Source organism: Brucella sp. MAB-22, assembly GCF_025908475.1.
Taxonomy (GTDB): domain Bacteria; phylum Pseudomonadota; class Alphaproteobacteria; order Rhizobiales; family Rhizobiaceae; genus Brucella; species Brucella anthropi.
This window is the reverse complement of record NZ_CP109782.1, coordinates 2017381-2037665: the sequence shown is the minus strand read 5'-3', so window position 1 is coordinate 2037665 and position 20285 is coordinate 2017381. Positions and strand designations below refer to the sequence as shown.

Below are 20285 nucleotides of genomic sequence, written 5' to 3'. Positions count from 1 at the left end.
CTGCGCGTGAAAGCGCGCCGCGAAGATGTTGGGGAGCATCTAGCAGGACTTGGCCGAAAGGTCGAGTTCAAATGAAAAAGCGGCGCAGTGCGCGCCGCTTTGCCAGTGATCTGTGATGTTTATCGGCTCTTGATGCCAAGGCCGAAGGCAATAAAGGACCAGCCCTGAAAGATCAGGTCTATCGCCAGGAAAAGACCAAGAATGAACAGGCTGTTGACCGGCCATTGCATGGCGATGATAAGACCGAGCAGCATGGTGATGACACCGGCTGCGACGATCCAGCCCCAACCGGCGGACGGTTTCGATTTGAAGCCTAGCCAGATGCGGAAAGCACCGGAACCGAGAAGGGCTGCCGCCAGAAGGAAGGTCATCACACCAGCCGCCAGCACCGGATTGATGAAGGCGACGATACCGGCTGCCGTGTAGAGCAGACCGCTCAGGAGCCAGAAGAAGAAGCTGCCCCATGTTTTGACGCCGAAGGCGTGAATGATCTCGATGACGCCACCAATCAGCATCATCAGGCCGACATAGTAGACAGAGACTACGGTGGCCAGAACGAGATTGCCGAAGGCGATGCCTCCGAGGATCAGCAGTGCGACCCCAAGGGCGACGAACCACCCCCATTTGCTGGAAAGTTCCTTTGGAAAGGTCGGGCGGTCGAAATCATTATGAGCTGTTGCCATGAGACGTCCCTCAAATTGTCATGCCTCGTGAACAATATAAGGCATGTCCGGGATTTGACCAGCTTTTGTGCGAGGCGTGTGGGATCATCGTTGTCTACTCTGTTCGTTCGCTCGACCGCGCAATATATCTCTTTGCTATTGCAGTCGTTTTCCGCTTAAAGTTCATGTGATGTTCGATCTCGTTTCCCACTACTGGCCGCATATCCTGTTCGTTCTGTCGGGCGTTCTGGGCGCGATTGCCGCCATTCACGCGACGATGACGAAGGACGAGGTACGCACGGCCATCGGCTGGGTAGGCGTGATTGTGCTGTCGCCCATCGTCGGGGCGGTGGTCTATGCCATTGCGGGCGTGAACCGTATCCGGCGGTCGACGCTCACCCACCAGCGCGCCAATATGGGCAAGATCGCGCTCTATCACCTGTCGCATTTCGATACGACGAACGACCTCGTGCGCGCCGCCTTCGGACGTCAGTTCGGGGCGATGAAGATATTGGGCGATGCCGTCAGCCTCTATGATTTCACCAGCGGCAACAGCATCGAGATGCTGGAAACGGGGGACGAAGCCTACGCCGCAATGCTCGACGCGATAAGCAGAGCCGAGCGCAGCATCATGCTGGAAACCTATATTTTCGACCGGGACGCCATTGGCGAAAAATTTGCCGATGCTCTGGGTGATGCGGTCAAGCGCGGTGTGGAAGTGCGGGTGCTGGTCGACGCTGTCGGCGCGCGCTATTCCTTTCCGAGCATCGTGAAGCTTTTGAAGGACAAGGGTGTTGCCGTCGATGTGTTCAACGGCAACATCATCATCGGGTTGCGCCTGCCTTATGCGAACCTGCGCACCCACCGCAAAATTCTCATTGTTGACGGCAAGATCGCCTTTACCGGAGGCATGAATATCAGAGCGGGTTTCGTGCGTGCGATCGCGGGCAAAGCGGTTGCCTTCGATACGCATTTCAAGCTTGAAGGCCCGGCGATTGCCGATCTCTTCCATATTGCATCCGAAGACTGGCGCTTTGCGACCGGCGAACTTCTGACCGGCGAGGCATGGAAGATAGCGCCGCCGGAAAACCCGCCGGGAACGGGAACGCTGGTGCGTGTCGTCGGGTCAGGCCCCGACAAGAATGTGGAAACCAACCAGCGCATGATGATGGGCGCTTTCTCGATTGCCGAGCAGCATATTCTCATCATGACGCCTTATCTTCTGCCGGACCGTGAACTGATCAGCGCGCTGGTGACGGCGGCGCGGCGCGGCGTGTCAGTCGATATCGTCGTGCCGGGCGTCAACAATCTGAAGCTGGTGGATCGCGCCATGCGCGCGCAGTTCGACCAGCTGTTGAAGGATGGTTGCCGCATCTGGCGGGCAGGCGGCGCTTTCAATCATTCGAAACTGATGACCATCGACGGTGCTTGGTCTTATGTCGGATCGTCCAATATTGATCCGCGCTCGCTGCGACTGAATTTCGAGGTCGATCTTGAAATTCTCGACCGCGACGTGGCGCGTCAGGTGGAAGAACGCATCGGCAAGGTGATCGAGGGTAGCCGCGAGGTCAATCTTGCGCGTCTCAAGAACAGGCCATTTCTGGAGCGGCTTCTGGACCGGATTATATGGCTGGGTTCGCCCTATCTCTGAGAGTTATCCCGTCCTGCTCGTGAAGATTTCCGGGCTGAATTCTTCCAGCAGGTTCGTTGCCGATTTGAGGTCAAGATGCGCCTTGATGGGCAGGTGATCGGATGCCAGGCGCGCCAGTGGCGTGTTGTGCACTTCAACCGATGTGACCAGATTGTGCGGTGCTCCGAGCACGCGATCCAGCGCAAAAACCGGGAACCGCGACGGGAAACTCGGGACTGCTGTGGCGACATGGTTGAATGTCGGCATGAGGGCAGCGAGTGACGAGCGCTTGCCGATGCGCCATTCGTTGAGGTCGCCGATGAGCAGGGTCGGCACCGTATCGGCCTCCTGCAAGGCAGTAAGAATACTTTCGGCCTGCTGCTCACGGGAGCGTTTCAGAAGGCCAAGATGCGCGGCGATCACCCGGAGAGGCCCTGCCGGAAATTGCAAGTCTGCGACCAGAGCGCCGCGCGGTTCGACACCGGGAAGCTTGAGCTGCTGCACATTGCGCACCACACCTTCACGGAACAGAAGCACATTGCCGTGCCAGCCGTGGCCCTTGGGCATTGTCGCGGTAATGGGGACTGGAACGAGCCCATGGCGGCGCTCAAGCAGGCCGAGATCAAGCAGGCCGGAACGCTCGCCGAAACGCCTGTCGGCTTCCTGCAGGGCAATCACATCCGCGTCGATTTCACTGATGACTTCAGCCGTTCGTTGCGGGTTGAACTGTTTGTCGATACCGATGCATTTGTGGACATTGTAGGATGCAATGACGATATCACCGCCGGTAATATTGGCGTTGAGCGGCCTGAAACCCGGCCTGTTCCGGATAGCAGTCAGGATGGACTTCGATATCCGGTTTGGTTCTTTCTTTTTCAGCACCCGTTTTTCACCTGTCAGGTATTCTGTTCTGAAAGACTATGACTATACCGGAGAAATGAACCGGCGATCAGTCTTTATATAGTCAGATTGTATCTCTGTTTGAATAGCAATTCCCTACACAATCAGGCGATCTCAATATCCGAACGCGGAGGATGTTGGCATAGTTCCCAACCTCATCTTGCAATGAAACGGATCAGCCTGTCAGTGAGGCCGGTATAGGGCGGCTTGATGAGGTCGCTCGGAGCCGGGGCATATTTGGTCAGGACGGGCATTGCCTTGGAAAAGGTCAGAAAACCGTCATGGCCATGATACTGGCCCATACCGCTTGCACCCACCCCGCCGAATGGCAGGCTGCTGCAGGCGAAATGGTAAAGCGTGTCGTTGACGCAGACGCCACCCGCAACGATACGAATGAGCATCATTTCAATTTCTGCAGTGTTATCGCTGAAGCAGTAAAGCGCCAGCGGACGGTCAAGCTTGAGAACAAAGCCGATTGCATCGTCGAGCAGGCGATAGCTGATGATCGGCAGATGTGGACCGAAAATCTCCTCCTGCATGATCGCGCTGTCTGTGGCGGGTTCCAGCACGAGCGCAGGCGCCATTGATCGCGGCTGTTCGGAACCTGCCGGAAGCTCAATGACGGCCTCGCTCCTGTTTGCGGCATCGGCCAGGAGTTTCGACAGCCGCGCTTCCTGAGCATCGTTGATGATCGTCGTGCGGTCTTTTTCCGCTGATACGCTGCCGTAACGTGCCTGCATTTCGCCACGCAGAAGGTTCACGAATTCGTCGCGCTTGCTGTGATGGATCAGAACATAGTCAGGCGCGATGCAGGTCTGCCCCGCGTTGAAGAATTTTCCCGTCGCGATCGCTCGGGCGGCGCGTTTGAGATTAGCGTTTTCGCTGACGATGGCAGGTGACTTGCCGCCAAGCTCAAGCGTCACCGGGGTCAGGTTTGGTGCCGCCGCCGCCATGATCTTGCGCCCGACAGCAGTGGAGCCGGTGAAAAAGAGATGGTCGAATGGCAGCGATGCAAATTGTGCTGACAGGGAAGCATCGCCAAGCGCCACGGTAACACGATCCTCCGGGAACACATCGGCAAGCAGGCTTTGCAGGAATTCGGCGGTGCGTGGCGTGTGTTCTGATGGTTTCAGGAAAACGTGGTTCCCGGCTGCAATTGCCGCGACAAGCGGCGCCAATGCCAGATTGACCGGATAATTCCACGGCGCGATGATCCCCACCACGCCGAGCGGAACATAACGGATTTCGGCCTTGGCGGGCCACATTTTCCAGCCTGCCTTACGGCGTTTCGGTTTCATCCAGCGCTTGAGATTGTGCAGGGCATCATCAATTTCGGAAAAGACGACACTGGCTTCACCGAGCAGGGTTTCGTGCAGCGAGCGATTCCCAAAATCCGCGCTGATGGCCTTCGCCATTTCATCCAGTCTTGCTTCGAGCCGCTCGCGCAGGCGCTTCAGGTCGTCCAGACGCTGCTCATAGGCAGGGCGGTCTTCAAGCCATGCGTGACGCAGGCGCTCGAATGAGAGCTGCAATGCCTGTTCTTCAGTCGCCATAGGCAAAATCCTCCGTTGAACGGGCAAAGAGGAATTGCGCAGCATAATAGGTTGCAAGCACCCACAGACCGTTCAGCGGAATGTCGAGGCTGAAGCGTCCATAAGCAAGCAGCGTGTCGCTTGCCATGAAGAAGAGGCCGCCTGCTGCCGCGAGCCATGCGGCATAGCGCTGTGGCGTTTCCGGCTCGGTGCCGAGCGCGCGGCTCATCGCCTGCGCCGCCATGATGCCGAGCGCTGCGGCATAGATGACGACCGGGATTTTCATCGACGTCGGCAGCGACGACCAAAGGCCTGCTATGATGGCCAAGGCCGCGATGGCAAAAAGGACGAAAACGCCTTTATGCGCGGCAAAGCGCGTATGGCGGCAAAGCGCATAGATATAGGCGCAATGGGTGATGAGAAAGCAGATCAGGCCCGCCATGAAATAATCGCCGGGCAACATCAGGAAAAAGTCCCCGAGTGCTGCAAAAGCCAGGCCAAAGGCGACGGCAAAGCCATAGGATTTCGATTTGGGGCGTTCGGCGCAAAGGACGGCGGCGAGCAGCAGCAGGGTTGCGGTTGGCTTGGTCAGATAGTGCAGCCAGCGCCAAGCGGAATCCTCGCCACTATAGCCCATGAGACTGCCCGCAATGGCGCAGATCGCGCAGAACAGAAACAGGCCGTAAAGCGTTCTGTTTCTCCCGAATTCCAGCAAGCCTTTACGGCGCATATTCGCTCCCCGTTATTATATTTGTAAGCAAATGAATTTGAGCAAAGGACGTCGGATTGTGCCGCCAATTGCGAGATCAGCGCAATAGGCACAATTCATAGGGCTGTTGACAAAGCCTTGCCGAAGGGGCGGGTTCTCTACTCCAATGGTTCGGGAAGCCCGGCTGGAATCAGGAAAGGTTCTTACGTCGCTCGATTTCTTCTTCCGATGGGTGGTCCATCGCAAAAGATCCGGTCTTGAGTTCGCCTGAACGCTGATAATTGGCAATGATGACGCCGCTGGGCGATGTGGTGGAGCTGACCAGCTTGAAGGCTGATGGCACGGATTGCCCGTCGAAGAGACGCTTACCTTTGCCAAGGATGACCGGATAGATCAACAGCCGCAACTCATCGACCAGATCGCTGGCAAGTAACTGATGGACCAGTTCGCTGCTGCCCGAGACTGACAGGTCAGGGCCTTCGGTGGCCTTGATGGCTCTCAATGAGGCGATGATATCGTCGCCCAGCAGTTCACTGTTCTGCCAGTTCAGGCTTTCCGGCCTGTGCGTCGCGACATATTTCGTTACATCATTGAACATTTTGGCGATCTCGCCTTCGCCGGATACGAAGCCGGGGTCGTTGGGGTCTGTTACCTGATGCGGCCAGTGGGCAGCAAAAATATCGTAGGTGCGTCTGCCCAAAAGCAGGTCGAACGGCTTGGAAAAGCTTTCACCCATGGCTCCGGCAACCACATCGTCCCAATAGGGCACTGTCCAGCCGCCATATTCGAATTGGCCGGTACGATCTTCCTCCGGCCCACCTGGCGCCTGCATCACGCCGTCGAGGCTCAGAAACGTTCCAACAATGATCCGTCGCATGATTTTCCTCCCAGAAAGCCCGCCACGCGGGGCCTACCTTACAAGGTAGGGGTGGATCAGGATAGATGCGGGCTGTCAGGAGGTATTTCTGCCGCCTTGCGTCTCTTGCGCTCTAGGAACGATGCCAGATCGTCGCTTTGTTTTTCTGCCAGCCGTTTCGGTGCAGCAGGGGTGTGTCGTCATCAGCCAGTGGCCAGCCGATGCACAGATAGAGGCTGAAGCGCCAGCTGGGCGGAGTCTTGAAAAGCGTTTCCATTGCATGTGGACCGAGAATGGAAACCATACCGACGCCAAGCCCGAACGATCTTGCCGCCAGATTGAGATTCTGGACCGCCATTGCCGTGCTGTGCTCCAGGGTATTGGCCATGGATTGTCTGCCGAGGCCTTGCCCTTCGACGGGCGCAGTCTCGGTAAAAATGGCAAGCTGCACTGGAGCAACGCGGATGCCTTCCAGTTTCAAATCGCGGTAATGCTCCGCGCGCGCCCCTTCATAGATTTGTGCGGCCGACCGGTTGGCTTCCAGAAAGTTGTCGTGCACCGCTGCACGTATTGCAGCAGTTTCAACTGAAATCACGCGCCAGGGGCGGGCATTGCCGACGGAGGGAGCATAATCCATCGCTTCGTGCAAAGCATCGATGATTCCGCCGTCTATGGCTCTATCGCTGAAGTGACGGACATCGCGCCGCCATTTCAGCAATTCGAAGAAAGCGTCGCGTTCTGAGGGAGAAAACTGCATCGACTGCCAAATCTGTTGGTCGGATTAACCGGCTTGAAGCTTGATCCTGTCGGGACGACAATCCAGAAACAAAAAAGCCCGCTTGCGCGGGCTTTTTGGGGTGCTTCTGGACCTTGGTAGTGGTCTGAAGACTTGGAAATGGTGCCCAGAAGAGGACTCGAACCTCCACGCCCTTGCGAGCGCCAGCACCTGAAGCTGGTGCGTCTACCAATTCCGCCATCTGGGCGACGAGGACCCATCTAAGGGGTCGACCTGTCTCTGTCAATCGCGTTTTCGACATTCAGCCAGCTTTTTTTCAGCCAATGCTTTTTTCGCGTTGAAATGAGGGACGGGCGCGCTGACGCGCCCGACGAATTCACAGCCAAACAGCTATCAGGCTTCGAGAATTTCCTTCGAAGCGACAGTCGAATCGGCATTGAGCCGGTAAACGACCGGAACACCGGTGTTGAGCTCCTGCTTGAGAATCTGTTCCGGTGTCAGACCATCGAGCGCCATGATCAGTGCGCGGAGCGAATTGCCGTGGGCTGCAACCAGAACGGTTTCGCCGCGCAGCACGTGTGGCTGCACTGTGTGCAGATAGTACGGCCAAACGCGCGCGCCTGTATCCTTCAGGCTTTCGCCGCCCGGAGGCGGGACGTCGTAGGAACGGCGCCAGATATGGACCTGTTCCTCGCCCCACTTGGCGCGGGCATCATCCTTGTTGAGGCCGGACAGATCGCCATAGTCGCGCTCGTTCAGGGCCTGATCGCGGATCGTCTTGAGATCAGACTGACCGAGCTGGTCCAGAATGTGCTGGCAGGTCACCTGCGCACGCGACAGCGCAGACGTATAGGCGATGTCGAACTTCAGACCGGCAGCTTTCAGGCGCTGGCCTGCGGCCTTGGCCTCGGCATGGCCCTGTTCGGTCAGGCCCGGATCGCGCCATCCGGTGAAGAGGTTCTTGAGGTTCCACTCGCTTTGACCGTGGCGGACCAGGACGAGAGTACGAGACATATGCAACGCTCCGTTAGAGAGCGCATCCCGAAAAATGTGAAGCGGTTTTCGGATAAGATGCGCGATAAGACAAAACTCTGGAGCGCCGATCTGAACAGGTCGGATCGGCACTCCGGTGGAAACGATCAGTCGTTCAGCCCGAGAACATCGAGCATCGAATAGAGACCGGGCTTTTTGCCATGGGCCCAGAGTGCAGCCTTGATGGCACCACGTGCAAACACCGACCGGTCTTCGGCATGATGGGAGAGAACGACGCGCTCACCGGGACCGGCCAGAATCACCGAATGATCGCCGATGACCGAACCGCCGCGCAATGTTGCAAAACCGATGGAGCCGGTTTCGCGCGGGCCGGTATAACCGTCACGCACGCGTACGCTGTTTTCCGCCAGTGCGATATCGCGTCCCCTGGCTGCCGCTTCGCCGAGAAGCAGCGCGGTGCCGGACGGTGCATCGACCTTGTGCTTGTGGTGCATTTCGAGAATTTCGATGTCGAAATCCGCAGGATCGAGCGCTTGCGCTGCCTTCTGCACCAGAACGGACAGAAGATTGACGCCGAGGCTCATATTGCCGGATTTGACGATGGTTGCATGGCGGGCGGCGGCGCGGATTTTCTCGTCGTCTTCAGCCGAGCAGCCCGTCGTGCCGATGACGTGCACGATGCGCGCTTGCGCAGCAAGCCCTGCAAATTCCACGCTTGCCGCAGGGCTTGTGAAATCGAGGACGCCGTGCGCCTTGGCAAAGACCGGCAACGGATCGTCGGTGATTGTCACGCCGAGCGGGCCAATGCCGGTGACTTCGCCCGCATCCCTGCCGAGAAGTGGAGAGCTGGAGCGTTCGATGGCACCGACCAGTTTCGCGCCTTCGATGGTCTGGATGGTCCGGATCAACGTCTGGCCCATGCGTCCGCCAGCGCCGACGACGACGAGGCCCACTTCGCTGTTCTGCGTTTCTCCGCTCATCGGGGTTCTCCTGTCCGCAATTCTTCTGCCGTTTTTTCGGTGATGATATCGCCGTTGCCGCTCTGCAATTGATAAAAGCGGGCATAGACGCCGTTCTGGATGCCGATCAGATCGTCGTGACGCCCTTCTTCCACCACACGACCAGCTTCCATCACCACGATGCGATTTGCATTGACCACCGTGGAAAGACGATGGGCAATCACGATTGTGGTGCGGTTCTGCATGATGCCTTCCAGCGCTTGCTGGACCCGCTTCTCCGATTCGTTGTCGAGGGCGGAAGTCGCTTCGTCGAGCAGGAGAACCGGCGCATTGCGCACGATGGCGCGAGCGATCGAGACGCGCTGGCGCTGGCCGCCAGAAAGCGTCACGCCGTTTTCGCCGACCGGCGTGTCGTAGCCCTGCGGCTGTTGCAGGATGAATTCATGCGCATGGGCAAGTTTCGCCGCCTCGATGATTTCCTCATCCGTCGCGTCCGGGCGGCCATAGCGGATATTGTCGGCAATGGTGCCTTCAAACAGATAGGGCTGCTGCGAGACATAGGCGATGGCATGGCGCAGCGACCGTTTCTTGACCTGTGCGATATCCTGTCCGTCGAACAGGATCTTGCCGCTGTCGAGATCGTAGAAGCGCTGGACAAGATTGATGAGCGTCGATTTGCCCGCGCCTGACGCGCCGACCACGGCAGTGGTTTCGCCCGCCTTGGCGACGAAGCTGACGCCGTGAAGCACCGGCGCGGTCTCGTTGTAGGAGAAATAGATATCCTCGAAGCGGATTTCGCCAGGACCGGCTTTCAGTTCCACGGCGTTTGGAAGATCGCGCTGGCGCGGCTCTATATCCAGCACTTCATAAATCATGCGCGCATTGACGAGCGCCTTTTCCAGTCCGACCTGAAGGCGGGCGAGGCGGCGAGCCGGGTCATAGGCAAGCAGCATTGCGGTGATGAAGGCAAAGGTTGCGCCGGGCGGTTGTTGTTCGAGAATGGCGCGGTAGCCGCTATAGGCCAGTACGCCGGAGACGGCAAAACCTGCCAGCATTTCGGAAATGGGCGTCGTGCGCTCGGAGACCTTGGCGATCTTGTTGCTGCGGCCTTCGGACTGGTCGATGAGCTTGCCGATCTTGGCGCGCAACTGGTCTTCCATCGTAAAGGCCTTGACGATGGCAATGCCCTGAATCGATTCCTGCATCGCGCCCAGCAGATGGGAATTGAGATGCACGAGATCACGGGTGACAGAGCGAATGCGGCGCGAAATATAGGCAACGGCGAGAATAAGCGGCGGTCCGATCAGGAAAATCGCAACGGACAGAACCGGATCCATGTAGAACATCATGCCGACGAGACCGACGAGCGAGATGAAATCGCGCGCGATCGACGAAATCGTCATGTTGAGCAGATCGCGAATGCCGGAAACGTTCTGATTGATCTGCGCTGCCAGATGACCGGAACGGGTGTCGTTATAGAAATCGAGACCGAGCTTCATCAGATGGTCGAAAATGCGCTTTTGGTAACGCGCGACCAGATTGTTGCCGATCTTGGCCAGTTCCACAGCCTGTATATAGCCGGAAATGCCACGCAATACGAAGATGGCCAGCAATGTGCCACAAATGACCCAGACCAGAGCGAGATTTTGCTCATAGAAGATCTTGTCGATCATCGGCTTCATCATATAGGCCAATGCGCCATTCGATCCGCCGACGATGAGCGATGCCAGAATGGCGATAATGTAGTTCTTTTTATATTCGCGGATGTTTTCCGACATCATGCGCCGGATTACGCGGGTTGCTTCGCCCGTATCGATCTTCTTGTTTTTCTTCTTAAATAGACTCACGTGCAAAAGCGCTTTTTGTCTCTTAGCCCTCCGGCAGGTCCGGCGGCTATCGTTGAAAAATACGACTTCCCATACGGAAACGCTGCACTGAAAAAGCCATCGGCAATTTCAGTGCAGCGTTTCTATAACGTTATCCGTGCGGCTTGACCATCCTCAAGCTTTGTCGGTCAGTCGATACGCCAGCGGCGTCCTTCGGTCGAAACTTCGAAACGGGCGGGGGCCTGCGCAAAGGCGGAAAGCCCTGTGAGGGCTGCAAGCTGGTGCGTGATCACGCGGACAGGAATGTCGCGCATGATGGCCTTGTGCGGGGCTTTGTCTTCGAATGCTTCGCGAAAAGCGCCGGACTTGAGCGCAGAAAGGATGCGCTGCGGAATGCCGCCGGAAAGATAGACACCGCCATGCGCCATGAAGATCAGCGCCAGATCGCCTGCAACGCGTCCGAGATAGGTGACGAACAGATGCAGGGTTTCTTCCGCCTGCGCATTGCTGCCATCGAGCCCTGCTGAAGTGATGTCGGCAGGTGTTTCCAGCGTTGGCGTCACCTTGTCGGCGGCACATATGGCAAGATAGAGATTGCGCAGGCCGCGGCCGCACAGGATCTGTTCGCCAGCGACGCGGCCGTCGATGCGTTCGATATGCGGGAAGACCTGATAATCGCGTTCAGTGCGTGGGCCGATATCGATATGGCCGCCTTCGCCAGGCACCGGCACCCATGCATGGCGCGTGCGGACAAGACCGGCAACGCCCAGCCCCGTGCCCGGTCCGAGTACGACGCGGGTGGCAATCACTTCTTCCGGCTTGCCGCCAATCTGTTCCAGATGATCGCTGCCGAGAGACACGACGGCAAGCGCCTGCGCCTCGAAATCGTTCAGCACGGTCACGTCCTCGAAACCGAGATCGGCGATCATCTTCTTCGGGCGCACGACCCAGTCGCAATTGGTGAGGTCGATTTCGTCACCGTCGACGGGACCGGCGACGGCGAGAATTGCGGAGCGTGGCCGGATCGAAGTGTGATCAAGAATGGCGCTCTGTATCGCCTCATCGATGGTTGCATAATCCGCCGTCTGGAGAACGGGAAATTCCTTCGGCTCTGCATTGGAATCCACCAGGATAGCAAAGCGGGCATTGGTGCCGCCGATATCGCCGACGAGTACTGGAAACCGGAAACCCTGTTCGACAGGCTCTATCTCTTTGTTTTCATGCATGTTTTTGTCCCAAAGCCGGTTCCCACTTTTGGGAGGCATGCTGTACTCGCCAGCATGCCCTCTCCCTGGTCATGTCTTCCGCCCGCGGTGGTCTTCCGCGGGCGAGCCTGTCTTGTGCAGGATTAGAGCGCGTTTCGATCTGATTGGATCAGATCGCGCTCTAATCATTTGTTTTTACGCGCATCTTTTCCGAAAACCGTTTCACACTTTTCGGGATGCGCTTTAATCAAGCGCTTTGATCAGTTTTTCCGCTGTCGCGCGATTGAGCGCCATTGGAATATCGTAGACGCTGCCAAGGCGTGTCAGCGCCTTCACATCGACATCGTGCGGAAGCGGGGACAGCGGGTCGATGAAGAAGATGAGCACTTCCACCGTGCCTTCCGCAATCATCGCGCCGATCTGCTGGTCTCCGCCGAGCGGCCCACTTTTCACACGCTGAATGCTGAGTGAAGGGCAGGCATCCAGAATGAGGCTGCCGGTCGTCCCCGTCGCCACGATGTCAAAGCGGGCCAAAGCCTGCTCATGCGCTTTGGCGAAGGCGACCATGTCATCCTTCTTCTGGTCGTGGGCGATCAATGCGATGCGCAGGCGTTCCGTCATGAATGAGCAACCTTACGAGTTGATAACCTTGTCATTAGCATTCTAAATCGTTTTAAATCTATAGCGAAGTGCCAAAGACCTGAAAAGCGCTAAAAGCCGTTACTGCACGCCGTAGGTGACATCCGCAACCGAATTCGGCGCAGGGCCGTTGAGGACGGCGGCACAGGCCTTCGGCAGATCGGAAACCATCACCGGACGCGGCTTTTTCGGCGGTTCCTTCGACGGTTTTGCAGGTTTCCATGGCTCGTCGGTAAACCACCAGGCGAGCGACTTGTCACAACCGTCGCCAGCAGCCACTTTCGGCTGTCCCTTGCATTGAGGCGAACCGGGCTGGCAGGTCAGGCGCACATGGAAATGGTAGAAGTGCCCCCAATAGGGGCGAACCTTGCCGAGCCAGCTTCGGTCGCCCGTCACTGTGTCGCAAAGCTGCTTCTTGATGCCCGGATGCACGAAGATGCGCTCGACTTCCGGATAGCTTGCGGCATGCTTGATGAGGGCCGTGCGGGCAGGGGTCCATTTTTTGGGGTCCACATAAAGCGAATCCGGCTTCAGCATCGAAACGGCGGAAACGCTCTCGCGTTCGGCATCGGAAAACCGCTTTTTCGGCATCGGTGTCAGCCAGATATCTGCATCGAGGCCGACCTGATGCGAGGCATGACCGGTGAGCATCGGGCCGCCGCGCGGCTGCGAGATGTCACCGACGAGCAGGCCGGGCCAGCCGTCCTGTGCTGCATCGCGGGACAGTTTTTCCAGAAGACCGATCATGCGCGGATGACCCCAGCGGCGATTGCGCGAAAGGCGCATGACCTGCCAGTTCGGTCCATCCGTCGGCAATGCCACAGCACCGGCGAGGCATCCTTTGGCATAAAAGCCGATGGATTGTGGCTGCTGCGTCAGCACAGGAAGTCTTTCACCGCCGAAAGCCTGTTTGGCCGGCATGTCTTCCGCCATGGCCATTGGCGCGAAGTCGGGCGCGATCATTGCGGCCAGCGAAGCTGCGAGAATGATCTTGTTCAATCTGTTTGCGATCATGGGGCAATTCCATGTTTTGCCTACAGCATCGGCCCGAAAATCGATTTCGATTTTCGGAAAGACGATGCGTAGATTCGATCGGTTAGAGCATCCTTTGTGCGTCCATATGGACGCATGGCGCTCTAGGGGCTGCGGCTGCGAATCAAGGCAACCGGATTGCGGGCATTATGCTGTGTCCACGGCAGGGCTTCAATGGCGGTCGACAGTTTGTGCTGCCGACCGCCATTTCCTTCAGCTCTTTCGTAGCCTTGCAAGCATGGCCAGAACCAGCAACGGCATGAAGGTGCAGAAGGTGATCAATGGCCAGGCAGTATCGCCAGGCAGGAAAATGACCAGTGCAGTTCCTGCGAGACTGACGATCAGGCTCTGAACACAGAAATAGACAGCGACCGCCATGCCCGCATTGTCGTCAAAAGCTGCAAGCGCACCATTCGCCGTCATCGATGCGGTGAGAACGATCCCGACAGCGGCAAGCCACATCGGGACGATGAGGCTTGTGAACGATGGTTGCAGCAGTGTCTCTCCCGCCAGAAGCAGGAGCGCGCTGGCAAGGAGCACGACCATGCCAAGGGCCACGCTTGTACGGGCACCCCATTTCTGTGTCTGGCGCGGCAGGATGCGCGTGGCGGCGATCATGACGCCGGCAACGCTTGCGAAGGCAAGGCTGAATCCTGTTTCACCGAAGCCGCTGCGTTCGATCAGAATGCGCGGTGCGGTAGAAAAGAATACGAAGAACGTGCCCATCGCCGTGGCAAAGCCGAGCGTGTAGGTCCAGAAGCGGAAATCCTTTATGATCCGCCCCAGACTGCCGGCGTTTGGCGCATCGCCGGTCGGTCGTGTCTCGTGCCAGTGGCGCAAGGCGCGCCATGTTGCGATGAGACCGAACAGGCCCAGCAATGCGAAGATTGTCCGCCATCCGAAACCCTTTGCAATCAGTGCACCGGCAATCGGGCCAAGCGCAGGGACGAAGGAAAGCATGGCGCTGAAAAGGCCGTAGATCGTCGCGCCTTCGGGACGTGTCGCATAGACGTCGCGCACCGTTGCGAAAGTGGCGACAAGTGCCGCCGAGGCACCCGTTGCTTGTACGAAACGAAGCAACACGAAAACGGTGGCATTGTCGGTAATCGCCAGCGCGAAGGACGAAAGGGTGAAAACCAATCCGCCACCAAGCAGGATGGGCCTGCGTCCGAAGCGGTCCGACAACGGGCCGAACAACAGTTGCCCGACACCCAGCATCACCATGTAGAGGCTGAGCGTCAGCTGCACCATTGCGGGTGTCGTTTGCAGGATGGCGGGCATGGACGGCACGACCGGCAGGTAGATGTCCATGGCCAGCGAGGCGAGAATGTCGAAAGGGGCCATCAGCGCGAGCGCAAATGGCAGGGAGTAACTCCAGCGTGGAGTTTGTTTGTTATCAAAAGGCATGACGAAGCATCCGCTCGAGAAAGAATTCGGGCGGCGATCTGCCTGCTTTACAACGCGTGTCTTATCCGAAAATCGTTACACACTTTTCGGGATGCGCTTTAAGGGAAATTGGTCCGGGGCAGATGCCGCAACAGGTCGGAAAGGCTGTTGCGGCTTATCTGGTTGCGAGTTCGGTGCTGCTCATTCTGTTTTGTCCCGGTTCGATTGCGGATGCATTTTTAACAGCCGCATCTGAACAATGCAAATCAGTGCCAGCTATCGTCGCGCCACATCGCCGAAAAGGCGGTCTTGTAGTCGGGATAGGCAAATTCATAACCGAGATCCCTGATGCGCTGGTTGGAGACACGCTTGTTCTCGCCATAGAAGGAGCGCGCCATCGGCGTCATGTCGGCTTCCGCGAAGGGGACTTCCGGTGGCGGCGTCACGCCCATCAGTTCGGCTGCATAGGTGACGACATTCTGTGGCGGGCTTGGTTCATTGTCGGTGATATTGAAGATGCCGCCCGTGTTGGTTCCTGCCAGAAAACGCAGGCTACCGGCGATGTCATCGACGTGGATGCGGTTGAAGACCTGATTGTCTTTGATGATACGCCGTGCAGTACCGCGTTCCAGATTAATGAAGGCGTTGCGGCCCGGCCCGTAAATGCCGGAAAGACGCAAGATTGCGAGCGGCGTTCCGTGCCGTTTGCTCAATTGTCCCCATGCTTCTTCGGCTTCTACCCGCTCCAGACTGCGGCGGGACGCGGGCTTGCAGGGAGCAGTCTCGTCCACCCATTGGCCCTGATGGTCGCCATAGACGCCGACCGTCGACAGATAGCCGATCCAGCGAATGGTGTTGTCGGGGCGACGAAGCGCTTCTTCTACAACGGCGACCGCCGGGTCGCCGCTTTCGCCGGGCGAAATCGAAACGACAACATGGGTCGATTGGGCAAGCCGGTCCAGAAGGTCGGGCGAAGGTGTTTCACCGTCAAAGAGCATCGGCTTTATGCCCGCCTTTTCAAGGAGCGGGAATTTCTGCTCGTGCCGCGTTGTCCCGTCGATGCGTTCCGCCTCACCTGTCATCCTTTGAGCAAAGGTCTGGGCAGAATAGCCGGCTCCGAACAGAAAAATGCGCATATCAGACTATCTCCGTATTCCACTCTGCCCGCACCGTAGCATCCTCTTCCGATGAGGCCAGACGTTTCTGCATTTCGGCTGCACGTTCGGGGCTAGCTAATTGCTTCAAGGCCCATATAGCCGCGCCGCGCACGACAGGCGCTTCGTCTTCCAGCAGTCGTTCGACATCTGGCAGAAGCGTTTTATCACCGGAATTACCGGTGGCGATCAGCACATTGCGGAGGAAGCGGTCGCGCCCGATCCGTTTCACCGGGGAACCCGAAAACAAAGTGCGGAAAGCGGGGTCATCCAGTGTCAACAGGTCGGCCAGACGCGGCGCTTTCAGATCGTCGCGGGCTTTCAGCTTCATTTCGCTGGTTGCCTGCGCAAACTTGTTCCAAGGGCAGACGGAAAGGCAGTCATCGCAGCCATAGATGCGGTTGCCCATCGCCTTGCGGAATTCGTGCGGGATCGGCCCCTTGTTCTCGATGGTGAGATAGGAAATGCAGCGCCTTGCGTCGATGCGATAGGGCGAGGGGAAGGCCTTGGTCGGACAAGCGTCGAGGCAGGCGCGGCAGGAGCCGCAATGGTCGCGTTCAGGCACGTCGGGCGGAATTTCCGCTGTTGTGAAGATAGAGCCGAGGAACAGCCATGAGCCAAGCTCACGGCTTACCAGATTGGTGTGCTTGCCCTGCCAGCCGAGCCCCGCGGCCTCAGCCAGCGGCTTTTCCATGACGGGCGCGGTGTCGACGAAGACTTTGACATCCTGTCCGGCGCGCGCGGCAAAACGGCTCGCCACATGCTTGAGCTTGCCCTTGATGATGTCGTGATAGTCGCGGTTTTGCGCGTAGACCGATATGGCCGCGCGATCCTGTTGCTCCAGAATGGCGAGCGGGTTGGCATCCGGCCCGTAATTCATCGCCAGCATCATGATGGAACGGACTTCCGGCCACAGCACGCTTGGATAGCTGCGGCGCGCCTCGGTTTCCTCCATCCATTCCATGTCGGCGTGGTGGCCATCGGCAATATATTGGCGCAGCCGTTCGGGCGCTTGCGGAATTGCATCCGGCGTAGTGAAGGCGACGGCATCGAAACCGACCGCCTTCGCCTCTTCGATCAGGAAGCGCTTCAGCTTTTCGGTTTTCGAATTAGAAGTCGAGGTCGCCATAATGGGCCACCGGGGCAAGCCCGCGCACGCGGTCAGAAAGCAATGGGCGGAAGGCCGGACGCGATTTCATGCGTGCATACCAGTCACGCGCCGCTTTGGTTTCGCCCCACTCGATTTCGCCGAGATAGTCCAGCACGGAAATGCATGCTGCAGCAGCCATGTCGGCATAGCTTGGATGCGCGCCACCCAGCCAGTCGCGGGTCGCGGCCAGCCAGTCGATATATTTCATGTGCTGGCGGATATTGGTGCGGGCGGCGCGGATAGCGGTCGAATCCGGCGCGCTACCGCCCATTTCGGCGGCCATCTGCAGCTTGAACACACGTTCGCGCGCGATGTGGCGTGTGACTTCATTTTCGAATTTCAGCAGAAACCAGTCAACGAGGCGGCGCACTTCGGCGCGCTCCATCGGGCTTTCCGGCAGAAGGCGGCGACTGCGTTTCAAGGCGCCGCGTGTCTCGTCCAGATATTCGGCAATCACCGTCGCGCCGACGACCGGAAGGTCATTTTCAGCCAGAAGAACGGGCAGGGTGCCCGCCGGGTTCAGCGCCAGAAATTCTTTGCGACGTGACCACGGTCGTTCCTCGATCAACTCCGCTTCAACGCCATACTCGCCGAGGATGAGCCGCACATAGCGCGAACCCGAAGACATGGGATGATGAAAAAGCGTAAGCATGATCGACGCGATACTCTCGACTGAAGCTTGAATTGAACGTCCGGAGATAGCACGGCGGCTGGCGTTTGCGCATGCAGCAGGCTATTCCTGCTACCGAGCGATTCGACGCCGCCTCAACGGAATATAAAGTCTATAAGGGCTATGTCTGCGTGAGACAAGCAATCGCTGGAAGTGCTCGTTTTTGCCTCGGCAACCGCAATCGCGGCCCGGTCTTGCTGCCATCATGGTGCCCAATATTCTAAGGTGCTGACTTCATGGATGTTTTTAATCTGCTGGAAGCCGCGTTTCTCGGTCTTATCGAAGGCTTGACCGAATTTATCCCGGTTTCCTCCACCGGGCATTTGCTGCTGATCGGCCATTTTCTTGGTTTTGAATCCACAGGAAAAACCTTCGAGGTTCTGATCCAGCTTGGTGCCATTCTGGCCATCTTGACCGTCTATTCGGCAAAACTTTTGAAAATCCTGACCGATTTTCCCCGCGATGCCCGCACGCGGCGCTTCGTCTTTGGCATTCTGGTTGCCTTCCTGCCCGCTGCCGTCATCGGCGCGCTGGCGCACGGCTTCATCAAAAGCGTGCTGTTTGAAACGCCGATGCTTGTCTGCATCATGCTCATCATCGGCGGTTTCATCCTGCTCTGGGTGGACCAGCTCAATCTGCGTCCGCGCTATCATGATGTGATGGATTATCCGCTGCCCATGTGCCTCGCCATCGGCTTCATCCAGTGCCTGGCCATGATACCAGGCGTGTCGCGCTCCGGCTCCACCATTGTCGGCTCGCTTCTGCTGGGGGCCGACAAGCGCTCGGCGGCGGAGTTTTCGTTCTTCCTCGCTATGCCGACCATGGCAGGCGCTTTTGCCTATGACCTCTACAAGAGCCGCAATATCCTGTCGCTCAACGACGGTGCGCTGATCGGGGTCGGCTTCGTAATGGCTTTCATCTCGGGCGTTTTCGTCGTGCGCTATCTGCTGGACTATGTGTCCCGCCACGGCTTCAAGCTGTTCGGCTGGTGGCGCCTGATCGTCGGGTCGGTGGGGTTGGCCGCGCTTCTCGTCTGGGGGTAAGCTTTGCCATTATTTCCGCGCTGACAGCCTGCAAATGGCACTCTTCTGCGCTTCCGGTGCTCATGTACCATAAAGTACACTCCGCTCCGGTTCTCGAAGATCACCATTTTCGACTCGTCAGCACGAAAATCCTGACAAAGCTTGGCGCATAAAAGCCAAGCAAAAGAAAAGGGGCCTTTCGGCCCCTTGTTCATTTTCCGATGAGCGGAATGTCTCACGCAAAACCGGTTTTGGTGTACTGGCCGGCAACGCGGTAGCGCCACAGATAGGATGGGAGCACGGCGTCGACGCCTTCCGGCGTGATGCCCATGCCTTCCAGCGTGCGGCCTTCCTTGATCGCCTTTTCGGAAACGATATTGTCGAATTTCAACAGCGTCACCTGATCGTTGGTGAGCATCGGGTTCGGCAGCAGGCCGAGGATCGATGCCTGCAAACGGGCAACCCACCAGGGCATGGAAATGATGAGGCGCTTGCGGGCGATGACGCCGAGCATGTCCTTCATCCAGTTCTTGAACGGCTGCACATCCGGGCCGCCGAGTTCATAGACGCCACCCGGCATCAGCTTGCCATCGACGGCGCGGGCGACGGCTTCCGCAACGTCACCGACATAGACCGGTTGGAGCTTCGTTTCGCCGCCGCCGATAGCTGGCAGGAACGGCGAGAAACGCGCCATGTTGGCGAAGCGGTTGAAGAAGCGGTCTTCAGGACCGAAAATGATCGAGGGGCGCAGGATGAGGCTTTCCGGCAGAACGGAAAGAACGGCGTTTTCGCCTTCGCCCTTGGTGCGTGCGTAATCCGATGGCGAATTGACGTCGGCCGCGAGCGAGGACAGATGCGTCATGCGAATGCCTGCGGCCTTGGCGGCTTCGGCGATGTTCTTCGCGCCCAGCACCTGAACGGTGTTGAAACGCTGGCGACCGCTTTCAGCAAGGATGCCGACGAGGTTCACGACATGGTCGGAACCCTTGACGACATGTTCGACCGAAGCGCGGTTGCGGACATTGGCCTGCACCATCTGAATCTGGCCGACATTGCCGAGCGGAGCCATGTAATAGGCAACTTCCGGCTTGCGCACTGCAACGCGCACGCGATAGCCGCGCTTGGTGAGACTTGCGACGACCGCGCGCCCGACAAAGCCGGAGCCGCCGAAAACGGTGACCAGTTTCGGCCTGTTGTGGACTTCGTTCGGTTCGGTCTTCATCC

Annotated in this window: 19 protein-coding genes and 1 tRNA gene; 2 read left to right on the top strand and 18 right to left on the bottom strand. The window is 58.0% G+C overall.

Annotation, left to right across the window (positions count from 1 at the left end; all coding sequences use genetic code 11):
* Positions 1–119: 119 nt before the first annotated feature.
* Positions 120–683, bottom strand: a complete 564-nt coding sequence (locus tag OHI65_RS19335) for an HdeD family acid-resistance protein (protein WP_010659388.1) — start codon at positions 681–683, stop codon at positions 120–122.
* A 169-nt stretch (positions 684–852) separates the two neighbouring features.
* Between OHI65_RS19335 and cls the strand changes: the two genes are divergently transcribed.
* Positions 853–2313, top strand: coding sequence for a cardiolipin synthase (cls, locus tag OHI65_RS19330; protein ID WP_010659389.1), 1461 nt, complete (start codon positions 853–855; stop codon positions 2311–2313).
* A gap of 3 nt (positions 2314–2316) precedes the next feature.
* Here cls and OHI65_RS19325 read toward each other — a convergent pair whose 3' ends face one another.
* From OHI65_RS19325 to OHI65_RS19250, 16 genes are all read right to left on the bottom strand, one after another.
* Positions 2317–3174, bottom strand: a complete 858-nt coding sequence (locus OHI65_RS19325) for an endonuclease/exonuclease/phosphatase family protein (RefSeq protein ID WP_010659390.1) — start codon at positions 3172–3174, stop codon at positions 2317–2319.
* Between the two features lie 173 nt (positions 3175–3347).
* A complete protein-coding gene (locus OHI65_RS19320; RefSeq protein ID WP_125299969.1) occupies positions 3348–4745 on the bottom strand; it encodes a coniferyl aldehyde dehydrogenase in 1398 nt (465 codons plus the stop codon).
* Complete coding sequence (locus OHI65_RS19315) at positions 4735–5454, bottom strand: lysoplasmalogenase (protein ID WP_125299970.1); 720 nt, start codon at positions 5452–5454, stop codon at positions 4735–4737. Before OHI65_RS19315 ends, OHI65_RS19320 begins: the two co-directional genes overlap by 11 nt.
* 169 nt (positions 5455–5623) lie before the next feature.
* Entirely contained in the window at positions 5624–6310 is a 687-nt protein-coding gene (locus OHI65_RS19310; protein WP_040129111.1) for a dihydrofolate reductase family protein, read from the bottom strand.
* Between the two features lie 112 nt (positions 6311–6422).
* Positions 6423–7046 carry a 5,6-dimethylbenzimidazole synthase gene (gene bluB / locus OHI65_RS19305; RefSeq protein WP_264358763.1) on the bottom strand — a complete coding sequence of 208 codons (624 nt, stop codon included), beginning with the start codon at positions 7044–7046 and terminating at the stop codon, positions 6423–6425.
* A gap of 139 nt (positions 7047–7185) precedes the next feature.
* Positions 7186–7272: transfer RNA gene (locus tag OHI65_RS19300), tRNA-Leu, on the bottom strand.
* A gap of 146 nt (positions 7273–7418) precedes the next feature.
* Positions 7419–8039 (bottom strand): 2,3-bisphosphoglycerate-dependent phosphoglycerate mutase, encoded by a 621-nt coding sequence (locus OHI65_RS19295; protein WP_010659395.1) that lies wholly within the window; start codon positions 8037–8039, stop codon positions 7419–7421.
* 125 nt (positions 8040–8164) lie between these two features.
* Positions 8165–8998, bottom strand: a complete 834-nt coding sequence (gene dapB, locus OHI65_RS19290) for a 4-hydroxy-tetrahydrodipicolinate reductase (RefSeq protein ID WP_125299972.1) — start codon at positions 8996–8998, stop codon at positions 8165–8167.
* Positions 8995–10824, bottom strand: coding sequence for an ABC transporter ATP-binding protein (locus OHI65_RS19285; RefSeq protein WP_029929357.1), 1830 nt, complete (start codon positions 10822–10824; stop codon positions 8995–8997). The genes dapB and OHI65_RS19285 overlap by 4 nt, the downstream gene beginning before the upstream one ends.
* Before the next feature lie 167 nt (positions 10825–10991).
* Positions 10992–12029 (bottom strand): glucokinase, encoded by a 1038-nt coding sequence (locus tag OHI65_RS19280; protein WP_125299973.1) that lies wholly within the window; start codon positions 12027–12029, stop codon positions 10992–10994.
* A gap of 222 nt (positions 12030–12251) precedes the next feature.
* Positions 12252–12629: a methylglyoxal synthase gene (locus OHI65_RS19275; protein WP_010659399.1), complete on the bottom strand. Its 378-nt coding sequence runs from the start codon at positions 12627–12629 to the stop codon at positions 12252–12254.
* Between the two features lie 99 nt (positions 12630–12728).
* Entirely contained in the window at positions 12729–13661 is a 933-nt protein-coding gene (mepA, locus tag OHI65_RS19270) for a penicillin-insensitive murein endopeptidase (protein ID WP_012091429.1), read from the bottom strand.
* 231 nt (positions 13662–13892) lie between these two features.
* Positions 13893–15086 (bottom strand): CmlA/FloR family chloramphenicol efflux MFS transporter, encoded by a 1194-nt coding sequence (gene cml, locus OHI65_RS19265; RefSeq protein ID WP_125299974.1) that lies wholly within the window; start codon positions 15084–15086, stop codon positions 13893–13895.
* A 245-nt stretch (positions 15087–15331) separates the two neighbouring features.
* A complete protein-coding gene (locus tag OHI65_RS19260; RefSeq protein WP_125299975.1) occupies positions 15332–16201 on the bottom strand; it encodes an SDR family oxidoreductase in 870 nt (289 codons plus the stop codon).
* Position 16202: 1 nt separating this feature from the next.
* Positions 16203–17348 carry a tRNA epoxyqueuosine(34) reductase QueG gene (queG, locus tag OHI65_RS19255; RefSeq protein WP_264358762.1) on the bottom strand — a complete coding sequence of 382 codons (1146 nt, stop codon included), beginning with the start codon at positions 17346–17348 and terminating at the stop codon, positions 16203–16205.
* Positions 17329–18021, bottom strand: a complete 693-nt coding sequence (locus OHI65_RS19250; protein ID WP_010659404.1) for a glutathione S-transferase family protein — start codon at positions 18019–18021, stop codon at positions 17329–17331. Before OHI65_RS19250 ends, queG begins: the two co-directional genes overlap by 20 nt.
* 254 nt (positions 18022–18275) lie before the next feature.
* On the opposite strand from OHI65_RS19250, the gene OHI65_RS19245 reads away from it, so the two are divergent.
* Positions 18276–19082: an undecaprenyl-diphosphate phosphatase gene (locus tag OHI65_RS19245; RefSeq protein WP_010659405.1), complete on the top strand. Its 807-nt coding sequence runs from the start codon at positions 18276–18278 to the stop codon at positions 19080–19082.
* A 214-nt stretch (positions 19083–19296) separates the two neighbouring features.
* Here OHI65_RS19245 and OHI65_RS19240 read toward each other — a convergent pair whose 3' ends face one another.
* The gene (locus OHI65_RS19240) at positions 19297–20283 is read right to left on the bottom strand and encodes a complex I NDUFA9 subunit family protein (protein WP_125299977.1); all 987 of its coding nucleotides are present in this window, start codon (positions 20281–20283) and stop codon (positions 19297–19299) included.
* Between the last annotated feature and the right edge of the window lie 2 nt (positions 20284–20285).

Bases quoted from the DNA above. Each gene is read 5' to 3' on its own strand.
- OHI65_RS19335 (WP_010659388.1), bottom strand. From the start codon at position 683: ATGGCAACAGCTCATAATGATTTCGACCGCCCGACCTTTCCAAAGGAA.
- cls (WP_010659389.1), top strand. From the start codon at position 853: ATGTTCGATCTCGTTTCCCACTACTGGCCGCATATCCTGTTCGTTCTG.
- OHI65_RS19320 (WP_125299969.1), bottom strand. From the start codon at position 4,745: ATGGCGACTGAAGAACAGGCATTGCAGCTCTCATTCGAGCGCCTGCGT.
- OHI65_RS19315 (WP_125299970.1), bottom strand. From the start codon at position 5,454: ATGCGCCGTAAAGGCTTGCTGGAATTCGGGAGAAACAGAACGCTTTAC.
- OHI65_RS19310 (WP_040129111.1), bottom strand. From the start codon at position 6,310: ATGCGACGGATCATTGTTGGAACGTTTCTGAGCCTCGACGGCGTGATG.
- bluB (WP_264358763.1), bottom strand. From the start codon at position 7,046: ATGCAGTTTTCTCCCTCAGAACGCGACGCTTTCTTCGAATTGCTGAAA.
- OHI65_RS19295 (WP_010659395.1), bottom strand. From the start codon at position 8,039: ATGTCTCGTACTCTCGTCCTGGTCCGCCACGGTCAAAGCGAGTGGAAC.
- dapB (WP_125299972.1), bottom strand. From the start codon at position 8,998: ATGAGCGGAGAAACGCAGAACAGCGAAGTGGGCCTCGTCGTCGTCGGC.
- OHI65_RS19280 (WP_125299973.1), bottom strand. From the start codon at position 12,029: ATGCATGAAAACAAAGAGATAGAGCCTGTCGAACAGGGTTTCCGGTTT.
- OHI65_RS19275 (WP_010659399.1), bottom strand. From the start codon at position 12,629: ATGACGGAACGCCTGCGCATCGCATTGATCGCCCACGACCAGAAGAAG.
- mepA (WP_012091429.1), bottom strand. From the start codon at position 13,661: ATGATCGCAAACAGATTGAACAAGATCATTCTCGCAGCTTCGCTGGCC.
- cml (WP_125299974.1), bottom strand. From the start codon at position 15,086: ATGCCTTTTGATAACAAACAAACTCCACGCTGGAGTTACTCCCTGCCA.
- OHI65_RS19260 (WP_125299975.1), bottom strand. From the start codon at position 16,201: ATGCGCATTTTTCTGTTCGGAGCCGGCTATTCTGCCCAGACCTTTGCT.
- queG (WP_264358762.1), bottom strand. From the start codon at position 17,348: ATGGCGACCTCGACTTCTAATTCGAAAACCGAAAAGCTGAAGCGCTTC.
- OHI65_RS19250 (WP_010659404.1), bottom strand. From the start codon at position 18,021: ATGCTTACGCTTTTTCATCATCCCATGTCTTCGGGTTCGCGCTATGTG.
- OHI65_RS19245 (WP_010659405.1), top strand. From the start codon at position 18,276: ATGGATGTTTTTAATCTGCTGGAAGCCGCGTTTCTCGGTCTTATCGAA.
- OHI65_RS19240 (WP_125299977.1), bottom strand. From the start codon at position 20,283: ATGAAGACCGAACCGAACGAAGTCCACAACAGGCCGAAACTGGTCACC.